General features: G+C 63.6%; 9 protein-coding genes. 1 reads left to right on the plus strand and 8 read right to left on the minus strand.

Annotated features, from left to right (window positions below; all coding sequences use genetic code 11):
- From AKN84_RS29295 to AKN84_RS29330, 8 genes are all read right to left on the minus strand, one after another.
- Positions 1-1243: SMP-30/gluconolactonase/LRE family protein (locus AKN84_RS29295; protein WP_157863350.1), on the minus strand; the 1243-nt coding region annotated here is incomplete at its 3' end.
- A gap of 324 nt (positions 1244-1567) precedes the next feature.
- Complete coding sequence (locus AKN84_RS29300) at positions 1568-2191, minus strand: flavin reductase family protein (RefSeq protein WP_050424002.1); 624 nt, start codon at positions 2189-2191, stop codon at positions 1568-1570.
- 160 nt (positions 2192-2351) lie between these two features.
- A complete protein-coding gene (locus AKN84_RS29305; RefSeq protein WP_050424051.1) occupies positions 2352-2960 on the minus strand; it encodes a TetR/AcrR family transcriptional regulator in 609 nt (202 codons plus the stop codon).
- Positions 2961-2981: 21 nt separating this feature from the next.
- Positions 2982-6119 (minus strand): efflux RND transporter permease subunit, encoded by a 3138-nt coding sequence (locus tag AKN84_RS29310; RefSeq protein ID WP_050424003.1) that lies wholly within the window; start codon positions 6117-6119, stop codon positions 2982-2984.
- A 121-nt stretch (positions 6120-6240) separates the two neighbouring features.
- On the minus strand, positions 6241-7347 hold the full coding sequence (locus tag AKN84_RS29315) for an efflux RND transporter periplasmic adaptor subunit (protein ID WP_050424004.1): 1107 nt from the start codon (positions 7345-7347) through the stop codon (positions 6241-6243).
- 324 nt (positions 7348-7671) lie between these two features.
- Positions 7672-8997, minus strand: coding sequence for an MFS transporter (locus tag AKN84_RS29320; RefSeq protein ID WP_050424005.1), 1326 nt, complete (start codon positions 8995-8997; stop codon positions 7672-7674).
- A 232-nt stretch (positions 8998-9229) separates the two neighbouring features.
- A complete protein-coding gene (locus AKN84_RS29325; protein WP_050424006.1) occupies positions 9230-10393 on the minus strand; it encodes a winged helix-turn-helix domain-containing protein in 1164 nt (387 codons plus the stop codon).
- A gap of 252 nt (positions 10394-10645) precedes the next feature.
- Positions 10646-11470, minus strand: a complete 825-nt coding sequence (locus AKN84_RS29330; RefSeq protein ID WP_050424007.1) for a fumarylacetoacetate hydrolase family protein — start codon at positions 11468-11470, stop codon at positions 10646-10648.
- Positions 11471-11657: 187 nt separating this feature from the next.
- On the opposite strand from AKN84_RS29330, the gene cynR reads away from it, so the two are divergent.
- Complete coding sequence (cynR, locus tag AKN84_RS29335) at positions 11658-12542, plus strand: transcriptional regulator CynR (protein ID WP_050424008.1); 885 nt, start codon at positions 11658-11660, stop codon at positions 12540-12542.
- Positions 12543-12569 lie beyond the last annotated feature (27 nt).

Genomic DNA, 12569 nt, shown 5'->3' on the forward strand with positions numbered 1-12569 from the left:
AGGCCGGCCCAGCTCCCTGGGTCGCGGTATAGACCGCGTAGAGCGACTGGCTTGCAGCCATGAACAGGCGGTTGCGCTTGGGGCCGCCGAAGGTGATGTTGCCGCACACCTCGGGCAGCCGGATGCGGCCGAGCAGCTTGCCTTCCGGCGACCAGCACGTCACGCCGTTGTAGCCGACCGCGCGGCCGGCGTTGCTCGAGCACCAGACATTGCCGTTGACGTCGCAGCGGATGCCGTCCGGTCCGCACTTCACGCCGTCGATCGTGAAGTCGCTGAACCGCTTGCCGTTGACAGGCTTGTTGTCGGCGCCGACGTCAAACACGAAGACGTCACCCTTGCCGCCCGCGCCCGTGTCGCCCGGTCCCTTGCCGGTCGAGACGACGTAGAGCTTCTTGTAGTCCGGCGAGAAGCAGATTCCGTTCGGGTCCGGCACCTGATCCTCGCTCACCACGAGATCGACGCGTCCGGACGGATCGATGCGATAGCAATTGGTCGGCAGCTCACGCTTGGCCGGCACGAAGCCCGCCGGCTGGCCGATCCGGGGATTGAGCTTGCCGGCGGAATTGCCCGGTCCGCCCGCCGCGTCAGGCTCGCCCTCATAGAGCTGCCCGCCATAGGGCGGATCGGTGAACCAGTAGCTGCCGTCGGGATGGGCGACGATGTCGTTCGGCGAGTTCAGCCGCTTGCCGTTATAGGAATCAGCCAGCACCGTCGCGGTGCCGTCATTCTCGTAGCGCGTCACGCGGCGGGTGAGATGCTCGCAGGACAGCTGGCGGCCCTGGAAGTCGAACGAATTGCCGTTCGAGTAGTTCGACGGCATCCGGAACACGCTGACATGGCCATCATCCTCCGACCAGCGCATCTGCCGGTTGTTGGGGATGTCGCTCCAGAGGAGATAGCGGCCCTGCGAGCTCCAGGCCGGGCCCTCCGCCCACAGCAGGCCGGTATGGAGGCGCTTGATCGAGGTGTTGGGCTGGGCCAGGTCGTTGAAGGACGGATCGACGGCGATGATGTCGGGGTCCCAGAAATAGGTGGTCGGCGCACCGCGCGGACTGAAGTCGCGCGGCGGGCTGGTGATGGTTGTCGGCGGCCCGACCGGCGCCGGCGCATTCTGGGCCAGCGCGCCACTGACGCCGGTTGCGGCAGCAGCCGCCCCCACCGCCAATCCCTGGACAAGTGTTCGTCGTGAAACGTTCGGATCGCGCCGCTCTTCTGTTGGATTGCTCCGCGGTTGGCGTGTCATCGCATCCTCCCACTCTGTTGACCGGCCGTTGATCCGGCCTGGCGCGCGGGAGGTTAGACTGCTCGCCCCGAGGTTGCGAGTGACGGTTTTTCATCCCCGCGGGCGGAAATTTCACATTGTTGTGGTGCACGCCATCGTGCGGAGCGCGCTAATGCGCGGCAAGGCGACGTCCTTCACCTCGCCCCGCTTGCGGGGAGAGGTCGGATTGCATCGTCAGATGCAATCCGGGTGAGGGGGTACAGGTCTCACGACGGTCACAACTCGCGGAGACGGCCCCTCACCCGACCCTCTCCCCGCAAGAGCGGGGCGAGGAAGAAGAAAGAGCTAATCCGGCCGGATCATCTCGAACATGTTTTCCGGCTTGATCTCGAAATAGTCACCTCTCCGCCCGGCGCGGACGATCGGGTGCGCGAGACCGGTCTGGTAGACGCCGTCCTTGATGAAGGCCTTGTCGATGTGGACGGCGACGACCTCGCCGAGCGTCAGCCAGGCCTCGGCCTTCTTGCCGTCGGCGCCCTGGAGCTGAATGATCTGGCTCACCTTGCATTCGAAGGAGACCGGGCTTTCGGCAACGCGCGGCACGTTGACAAGCTTGCCGGGTACCTGCGTCAGCCCTGCGAGCTTGAACTCGTCGACATCGCGCGCGACATGCGCCGCGGTCGCATTCATGTGCTTGGCGAGATCCATCGTCGCCAGGTTCCAGACGAACTCGCCGGTGTCCTGAATGTTGGCGACACTGTCCTTCCAGTTGGTGGAGGAGAAGCCGATGATCGGCGGCACGTAGCAGAAGGCGTTGAAGAAGCTGTAGGGCGCGAGGTTGACGTTGCCGCCCTTGTCGCGCGAGGCGATCCAGCCGATCGGCCGCGGCGCCACGATGGCATTGAACGGATCATGCTTCAGGCCGTGGCCGTTCTTCGGCTCGTAGAAATGCAGGTCTTTCTCGGTCACGGCACAGCCCTTCGGTAGCCCGGATGGAGCGCAGCGCAATCCGGGGCGATCTCGCAAGCGGATCGAATACCCGGATTACGCTGCGCTCCATCCGGGCTACAACGTCCGCTTCGCTCGCTATGACGGGAGAGTCAATTGACGAAAACGTCAGCCCTGGCGCTCAATGGGCGCGGGCGCGCGGCGACAGGCCGGCGATGACGAAATCGATCATCTGGTCGATGGTCGGGCCCGGCTTGGTAGCGCATTGGGCGATCATCTGCGGGTGGAAGAACCGCATCATCGCCGTGCAGGCGCACAGCGCGGCGACCTCGAGATCCTCGACCTCGAATTCGCCCGAGGCCACACCTTGCGCGATCACCTCGCCGATGATCTGGCCGATCAGCTCCATATGGGCGACGCAGACCTCCCAGTCCTCCTGCATCGCGATCTCGACCATCTCGTGCAGCTTGGAATCACCGACATAACGCTCGGTGTTCATCCGATTGATCGTGGTCATCATCTGGCGCAGGCGCGTCGCCGCCGGCCCTTCGGATCGCGCGATCCGCTGCGCCTCGATCTCGACCTCGCCCATCAGGCCGCGCGCCACGCCTTCGTGGATCGACTTCTTCGAATCGAAGAAGCGGTACACGTTGGCGGGGCTCATCCGCAGCTCTTTGGCGATGTCGGCGACCGTGGTCTTCTGGTAGCCGATCTGCCGGAACAAGCGCTCCGCCACCACGAGAATCCGTTCGCGGGTGTCGGTTTCGCTATGTTCCGAAATCAGTGTCATGTTGGCCTGCTCAATCTTCAATTATTCGGCCGCCTCAGCAAGTGGAAATGCGAGTTGTCCTTTTCCCGCATGCTGCGGCGCAGTATCGGTCTGCTCGGGACCGCTCTCCTCAAGGGTCTTGCGGAACCAGAGGGCGTAAAGGCCCGGCAGATACAGCAAGGTCAGGAAAGTCGCAACAAACAAACCGCCCATGATGGTGATCGCCATCGGGCCCCAGAACGCCGAGCGCGACAGCGGGATCATGGCAAGGATGGCGGCGAGCGCGGTCAGAACCACCGGCCGGGCGCGCCGGACGGTGGCCTCGACGATCGCCTCCCGCCGGGTCAGGCCGGACGCCACGTCGCTCTCGATCTGATCGACCAGGATCACGGTGTTGCGCATGATCATGCCGGCGAGCGCGATCAGGCCGAGCAGCGCCACGAAGCCGAACGGCTGGTTGGCGACGTTGAGCCCGAGCGAGGCGCCGACGATGCCGAGCGGCGCGGTCAGGAACACCAGGGTCAGGCGCGAGAAGCTCTGCAGCTGGAACATCAGCAGCGTCAGCATCACCATCACCATCACGGGGAAGAGGATGAAGATCGACGCATTGCCCTTGGCGGACTCCTCGAACGCTCCGCCCGGCTCGATCCGGTAGGCCGGCTCGAGATGGGCCTGGATATCCTTGAGCTTCGGCGCGATCTGGTTGGTGACGTCGGGCGCCTGCACGCCGTCGACGACATCCGAGCGCACCGTGATCGCCATGTCGCGGTTGCGCCGCCACAGGATCGGCTCCTCATGCGCATATTCGATTTTTGCAATTTGCTGCAGCGGGACCGCCACACCATTGCGTGACGTGATGGTGAGGTCGCCGACCCGGCCGAGATCGAGCCGTTCGGACTGGACCGCACGGGCGACCACGCCGACCTTCTCGATACCGTCGCGGATCGTGGTGACCGGCGCGCCCGAGATCAGCATCGCCAGCGCCTGCGAGACATCCTGCGGGGTCAGGCCGAGCGCGCGCGCCCGATCCTGGTCGACGGCGAGCTTCAGATAGGGCGACTGCTCGTTCCAGTCGAGCTGGACGTCCTTGACGTTCTTGTTCTGGCGCATGATGTCGCGAACCTGGTAGGCGATGTCGCGCACCTTGTTGGCGTCAGGCCCGATCACGCGGAACTGGACCGGGAAGCCGACCGGCGGACCGAAGTTGAAGCGGTCGACCCGGACCCGCGCCTCGTTCAGCGCGCCGTCGGCGGCGGCCTGCTCGATCTTGGCCTTGACGCGCTCGCGCGCCTCGACGTTCTTGGCAAGGATCACGATCTCGGCGAAGGCCTCGTTCGGCAACTGCGGGTTGAGGCCGAGCCAGAAGCGCGGCGAGCCCTGGCCGACGTAAGCCGTGTAGGTCGCAATGTCCTCATCGCCCTTCAAGAGCCCCTCGGCCTGCTTCACTGCCTTCTCGGTGACGTTGAAGGCGGTGCCCTCGGGCAAACGGAGCTGCAGGAACAGCTCGGGCCGCTCCGACAGCGGGAAGAACTGCTGCTGGACGTGGCCGAAGCCGACGATCGCGGCGACGAACACGCCGACGGTCGCCGCCACCACCTTGATGCGGTGATCGACGCACCACTGCACGACGCTGCGCAGGCCACGATACATCCGCGTCTCGTAGATCGCGTGCGGATCGTGGTTCTGGTGCACCTTGATGTTCGGCAACAGCTTGACGCCGATATAGGGCGTGAAGATCACCGCGACGAACCAGGAGGCGACCAGCGCGATCGCCACGATCCAGAAGATGCCGCCGGCGTATTCGCCGACCGCCGAATTGGCAAAGCCGATGGGGAGGAAGCCAGCGGCCGTGACCAGCGTCCCCGTGAGCATCGGAAACGCAGTAGATTCCCAAGCAAAGGACGCCGCCTTCATGCGGTCCCAGCCCTGTTCCATTTTCACCACCATCATCTCGACCGCGATGATGGCGTCGTCGACCAGGAGGCCGAGCGCGATGATCAGCGCGCCGAGCGTGATGCGGTGCAGGTCGAGCGACATCGCGTTCATCACGATGAAGACGATGCCGAGCACCAGTGGCACCGACAGCGCCACCACGATGCCGGTGCGCCAGCCGAGCGCGACAAAGGAGACGAACAGCACGATCGCGAGCGCCTCGACAAAGGAGTGCACGAACTCGCCGACGGCGTGCTCGACCACCTTGGGCTGGTCGGCGATCTGCTTGATATCGATGCCCTGCGGCACCGCCTTCATGAACTCGGCGGTCGCCTGCTGCACTTCCTTGCCGAGCTCGAGGATGTTGGCGCCCTTGGCAGTGACGACGCCGATGCCGAGCGCCGGTTTGCCTTCCTGGCGGACCTTGAAGGTCGGCGGATCGACATAGCCGTGGCTGACGGTTGCGATATCGCCGAGCCGGAACACGCGGCCGTTGCTTTCGACCGGCGTCTCGGCAACGGCCTTGACGCCGTCAAGCGCACCGGTGACGCGCAGCGGCACACGCTGCGACGAGGTCTCGACGGTGCCGGCCGGCGTGACGTTGTTCTGTTTGGCGAGAGAGTCGAACAGCGCCTGCGGCGTAATGCCGAGCGTCGCGAGCTTGGCATGCGAGAATTCGACGAAGATGCGTTCGTCCTGGATGCCGTAAAGATCGATCTTGGTGACGCCAGGCACCTTCAAGAGGCGCTGGCGAAAACCTTCCGCGACCTTCTTGAGCTGCGCATAGTTTGCGCCGTCGCCGGTCATCATATAGAGGATCGAATCGACGTCGGAGAATTCGTCGTTGACCACAGGACCGAGAATGCCGGAGGGCAGCTCGCCCTGCACGTCGACCAGCTTCTTGCGCAAGAGATAGAAGAGATAGGGCACGTCCTTCGGCGAGGTCGAATCCTTGAAGGAGACCTGCATCGCCGTGAAGCCCGGCTTGGAATAGGTCTGCACCTTGTCGAAGAACGGCAGCTCCTGCAGCTTCTTCTCGATCGGATCGGCGACCTGCATCTGCATTTCCTGCGAGGTCGCGCCCGGCCACATCACCGAGACGTTCACCACCTTGACGGTGAAGAACGGATCCTCGGCACGGCCGAGCTTCTCATAGGAGAAGAAGCCGGCGGCGCCGAGGATGATCATCAGGAACAGCACCAGCGTCGGATGGCTGACCGCCCAGGCAGAAAGGTTGAAGCGCTTCATCGAACTCTCCAGGTCCAAATCGTCTCGACTTCAATCGTCATTGCGAGCGAAGCGAAGCAATCCATTCTTCAGCGTGCGGCGACGTGGATTGCTTCGTCGCTTCGCTCGCAATGGCGCGGGACTAGAACGACAGCGACGACACGACCCGCACCTTCTGGCTCGGATCGAGCTTCTGCACGCCGAGGGCGACCACCTTGGCGCCATCGTCGACGCCGCCGGAGATGACGACGTTGTTGCTCTCATAGGCCTTCACCTTGACCGGCTTCAGCGCGATGTCGCCCTTGTCGTCGACGATGTAGAGCGAGGGATCGCCGCCCTGGCTGTACAGCGCCGACAGCGGCAGCTTCGCCACCCGCTCGCTCGCCTTGTCGGCCAGGGTCAGCGTCGCGGTCATGCCGAGCGAGACGGCCTCGTCGGCATCCGGCAGCGAGAATTTCGCGAGATAGGTGCGGGTCGCGGGATCGGCCTGCGGCGCGACCTCGCGCAGCTTGGCGGCATAGGACTTCTTGGCATCCGTCCACAGCGTCACCGTGGCAACGCCCGACCTGGCCCGAGCAAGAAGCGTCTCTGGGATCGCGACGACAGCTTCCTTCTCGCCAAGTCGGGCGACACGGATCGAAGCCTGGCCCGCGGCAACCACCTGGCCGGGCTCGATCATGGTCGCTGTGACGACACCCCGGGTGTCGGCCACCAGCGTTGCATAAGAGAGGGAGTTCTTGGTCAGCTCGACCGAGCGCTCGGCGCGGTTCAGCCGCGCCCGCGCTTCATCACCGGCCGCCTTGGCGGAATCGAGCGCCGCATCGGTGGTCCAGCCCTTGACTTTCAGGTCCTTGGCGCGCTGCTCGGCGGCCGCGGCCTGCGCCAGCACGCCGGTGGCGGCGTGGAATTCGGCCTCCGCCTGCTCGGCCTGCAGTTTCAGGTCGACCTCGTCGAGGGTGGCCAAGGGCTGGTCGACGTCGACTGTCTGTCCGACCTCGACCAGCCGCTTGGCCACCTTGCCGGCAACCCGAAAGCCCATATCGGCTTCGATACGCGGCTTGATGGTGCCGACAAAGCTGCGCTCAGGGGTTTCAGCTTCATAATGGACGGTCGCCACCAGAACGGGGCGTCCCGGATCGGCGGTTTCGGCCGCCTTTTCGTTGCAGCCGGTCAGCGCGAACACCGCAAAAGCAAGCGATGCTCCCGTCAAGAGCCTGTAATAGCTCGAGAAAATTGAGCGGCGGAACATCTGAATTCTCCATCGGGCTGACGACTGATGAAGAGTATCGATTTATCACTGATGAATGTCAATATTCGTCAGTAGTAACCTATTCGTGAGAATGGCCGTGAACGGGGACGGAAATGGCAATGTTTTGGGAAGCGGTAGCCCGGATGGAGCGGAGCGAAATCCGGGGCGGATCAAACCCCGGATTGCGCTTCGCTCCATCCGGGCTATGGGGTCAGATCGTAGGATGGGTGGAGCGCAGCGATACCCATCATCTCGCCGCGGACACCGAACGATGGGTTTCGCTTCGGCCTACCCATCCTGAGCTACGCCACTACGCTGGTGCCGCTACTTCGCTTCCACGAACTCGGTCTTGGTCTCGTGGCTGCCGAGGAACACCAGTAGTCCCGCAGCGAGCGGCAGCAGCGACAATACCAATAGCCCGGTCGAGGTGCTGCCCGTCGCCTCCTTCACCCAGCCGATCAGATAGGGCCCGCCGAAGCCGGCGAGGTTGCCGATCGAGTTGATCAGCGCGATCGCGCCGGCGGCCGCGGTGCCGGACAGCCACGCGGTCGGCAGCGTCCAGAACACCGCGAAGGTGCAGAACACGCCGATCGCCGCGACCGTCAGCACGACCATGGTCATGGTCGGATCGGTGATGTAGCTGGAGACGGCGAGCGCCAGTGCGGTGAGCAAGAGCGGCGCGCCGACATGAAACACGCGCTCCCGCGTCGCATCGGAACGGCGCGCCCACAGGATCATCGCGACGGTGCCGAACGCATAGGGGATCGCGGTGACGAAGCCGGTCTGCGCATTGGTCAGACCGAACGCCTTGACGATCTGCGGCAGCCAGAACTGCATGCCGTAGAGCGCGGCGACGAAGCCGAAATAGATCGCGCTGAGCGCCAGCACCTTCGGCGAGGACAGTGCCTCGAACAGCGTGAAGTGCTTGGCCGCCTGCTTGGCCGCGACCTCGGCGTCGAGCTTCGCCTTTAGCCACGTCTTCTGCTCGGCCGAGAGCCAGTCGGCCTTCTCCGGCCGGTCGGTGAGGTAGAACCAGGTGACGATGCCGAGCAGCACCGAGGGGATGCCCTCGATGACGAACAGCCACTGCCAGCCCTTCAGCCCCATAACGCCGTCGAGGCCGAGCAGCAGGCCGGAGATCGGCGCGCCGATCGCGGTCGAAACCGGAACGGCGATCGCGAAGGCGGCGAGGAAGCGCGCGCGATACTCGGCCGGATACCAATAGGTGAGATAAAGGATGATGCCGGGGAAGAAGCCGGCCTCGGCGACGCCGAGGAAAAAGCGCAGCGCGTAGAAGCTGTGCTCGTCATAGACCGCCGCCATCAACGCCGAGAGGATCCCCCAGCTCACCATGATGCGGGCGATCCACTTGCTGGCGCCGAACCGCTCCAGCGCCAGATTGCTCGGCACCTCGAAGACGAAATAGCCGATGAAGAAGATGCCGGCGCCAAAGGAGAATACCAGGGGCGAGAACTTCAGCTCGGCATTCATGGTGAGCGCCGCGAAGCTGAGATTGACGCGGTCGAGATAGGAGAAGAAGTAGGCCAGGATCAGGAACGGTATCAGCCGCCAGGAGATCGCGCGGATCGTCGACGTCTCGATCTCGCTGCGGGCGCCGCGATCGGGCGCGACGGTTGCGGTCTGGCTCATCTGTTTCCCCCAAAAGCTATTGCTTGCCTTGAGGATTATTGCGTGGCTCCGCCTTGGGCAATGGCAAAAACGCATGATGCACAGCGCTCAGCGGGCAACTTGCGAAGTCGTCGGCCGAACCACTCTTCCCGTCATTGCGAGGAGCGATAGCGACGAAGCAATCCATCGCTCGGCATACGCGGTGCCATGGATTGCTTCGCTTCGCTCGCAATGACGGACGCGACAGTCAGCCCTACTCCGCCAACTGGAAGCACGCGAAGCGGTCGAGCTCCTCCTCGATGCGGCGCTTCAGCTCCTTGCGCCCCGCCTGCTTCTTGCCGTTGCCGACCCAGCTCCATTTCTGCATCAGGAGCTTCTTGTTCTGCCGGTCGGTCTTCAGGTCGAGGGCGGCAACGATGTCGTCGCCGACCAGCACCGGCAGCGCGAAATAGCCGAACAGGCGCTTCTCCTTCGGCACATAGGCCTCGAAGCGGTGGCCGTAGCCGAAGAACAGCTCGGTGCGCTTGCGCTGGATGATCAGGGGATCGAACGGCGAGAGGATGTGAACGAGGGCGGGATCCCCCTCGCCGGTCGCTTCCAGCACCTCGGGCCGCGCCCAATGCTCCTGCTTGCCGGCGCCGTCGAGCGCGATCGGCACCAGCTCCTTGCGGCGCACCCTCGCCTCGATCAAGCCACGCACCGCCTTCTTGCTCGGCGCGTCGAGATGGCAGATCGAGTCTAGGCTGACGATGCCCTGCGAACGCAGCGCGCGGTCGAGCAAATACGCGGTCCGGGCCGAGGCCGGCGCGGGCTTCGGCGGCTTGTCCCAACCGAAATGCCTGCTCATCAGCTCGTAGGTCTTCAGCATGCCGGCGCGCTCGCTGATCGTGACCACGCCGCCATAGAAGGCGAGCTGCAGCGCGCGCTTGGAGGGTTTCCGGCTCTGCCAGAGATGCTCCTTCTCGGTCAGCACGTCGTCGTCGATGTCGCGGATCGTCAGCGGCCCCTCGCGCAGCAGCCGCATGATCTTGCGCGTATCCGACGGCGTCACCGACGAATACCATTTGTGCCCATCGCGCTTATGCGCCTTCATGACCGGCAGGAAAATGCCGATGTCCTTGGACGGAATGTAGGACAGCGCGTGCGTCCAATATTCGAACACGCTCTTGTCCTGGCTCTGCGCCTGCTTGAGGTCGGCGCGGCGGTAGTCCGGAATCCGGCTGAACAGGATGTGGTGATGGCAGCGCTCGATCACGTTGATGGTATCGATCTGCACATAGCCGAGATGGTCGACGGCGGCGGCCACCGCTGACGCGCCCTCGCCGAACGGCGCCTTGGTATCGAGCCGCTGCGCGCGCAGCCAGATGTGGCGGGCAGCGGCAGTGTTCAACTGAAGGGGTTCGGCGGCGCGGGGCATTGCCCGACAATGTAGTGAGATTCGCGCGCGTGTGGAGAGCCGATCCGGGGAAATCGGCTCCGCGTCATCGCGTCATCACGCAGCCTTTGGCGCGCGGGTGCCTCCAACGGCGCAGCAGCCAAGCCGGATGCAGGCAAGTTCGCTGTAAATCTATCACTTCGGCATGAGGACCTCGCGCGGATAGCGACGATCATCGGCGGCCGCCGTTCGCCAGGGTGGAGGTTGCCCCACCCTGGCCACGGTGTTCATCGCTCAATGACGAATCTCGTGCCGCTGGTCCCCGAGATTGGTGATACCGCATTCCAGCACGTCTCCCGGCGTCAGGAACCGGTTCTTGCCGAAGCCGACGCCGGGAGGCGTTCCGGTCGCCAGAAGGTCGCCCGGAAGCAGCGTCATATGCCTGGAGAAATAAGCCAACATTTCGTTGACCGAAAACAGCATGTCGCTGGTACTGCCCTGTTGCTCGTATCGGCCATTCACCTTGGTCCATAGGTCGAGGTTCATGCCATCGATGCCGGTGGTCAGGTAGGGCCCGATCGGCGTGTAGCCTGGCCGCGATTTGGCGCGGACAAGATGCTGGCCGCCCTCGCTATCGACCTGGGTGGCGCGGTCGGAAATATCGTTGAGGCAAACATAGCCGAAGATATAGTTCGGCGCCTCCGCGGCCGTGATGTCCTGCGCTTCGCGTCCGACCACGATTGCCAATTCCACTTCCCAGTCCAGCTTCGTGCCCGCATTCGGCCCGCGAGAGATCGGATCGCCAGGTCCGGCCAGGGAGGTAACCGCCTTCAGGAACACCTCGGGTTCAGTCGGCGGCTTCATTTTGAATTCCTCGATGTGCTTTTTGTAGTTGAAGCCGGTAGCTGAGATCTGCCGCAGGCCGCTGATCGGCGCGAGATAGTTGAACGGGCCGCGGACTGGCGACAGTCCCGTTGTGTCCACCGCCTTCAAGGCGCCGCTCGCGATGGCCTCTGGCGTGATGTCCGACACGATCGGACGGAGGTCCAGATGTTCATCGCCTCTGAGGACGACGGGGATGATCCCATTTTCGGTGAGTACGCGCGCAAACTGTTGCATGGTCGATTGTCCTTTTTCGATGCGGCCGTCATCGGTCGCGCCGCGGAATTGCGGCGGCCGGCGAAAACCCTCGGTCGGTTGCTGAATTGACGCGTCCTATCGCCGCGTCTGGTGTGAAGGTAGGCTCTTGAACTATAACCGTCCAAGATCGTTTTCTTACCCATTCCATAAGCAGGAATTATAGACGATGCTGCTCCGCCATATCCGCTATTTGAAGGCAGTCGCCGATCTCGGCAGCTTCACCCGGGCGGCTCAAACGCTCCATGTCTCGCAACCAGCCCTTTCGCAACAAATCAAGGAATTGGAGGAGCGATTGGGCGCGCAATTGCTTGATCGCAGCGGACGCCAGGTTCGCCCCACAGATTTGGGGAGCGCCTATCTGGAGCGCGTGCACCGTGCGTTGAACGAACTCGAGGAAGGCGGCCGCGCCATCCGCGATGTCGAGGATTTGTCCGCCGGCTCGCTTCGTCTCGGAATCACGCCTACGGTCGCCGCCTATTTGATCGGTCCGGTGTCGCGGCGCTTTCGCGCCAGCTATCCAAATATCAAGCTCTCGATTCTCGTTTCGTCGCATGAAGAGATCGAACCGGCGCTGATCGATGACAGACTTGATCTCGGGATCGGTTTTGGCGACCTGTTGTCTGAAGACATCGAGGGGATACTGCTTCATGTGGAGCGCCTTGCGCTGATCGTAAGTGCGAAGCGATCGTCGGTGCGCAAGACCGTCGTGACCGCGGCCGAAGCCGCCAGCACCCCGCTCGCACTACTGGACTCGTCTTTCTCGATCCGTCGGACGGTAGAGCGCTATTTTCGGCACGAAGACCTTCGGCCGCAAATAGCCGTGGAAGCGAATTCCATTTCGACGCTGCTTGAGCTCGTCCGCATGACCGACCTTGCGACCATCCTTCCGGAAAATGTCGGTGGTGCAAGCCTGTCCACTATCAAGATGAACCCTGCGTTCGAACCTCGACGCGCCGCGCTGCTGCGCCGCCGCAATGCCTACTGTTCGGCGGCAGCCAGGGCCTTCATCGCCACGACACAACGGGTTGCTGCGGAATTCGCCGAGGGGTGACGCGGCACATCGAATTCGCGCGCTTAG

The organism is Bradyrhizobium tropiciagri, from assembly GCF_001189845.1.
Lineage (GTDB): Bacteria > Pseudomonadota > Alphaproteobacteria > Rhizobiales > Xanthobacteraceae > Bradyrhizobium > Bradyrhizobium tropiciagri.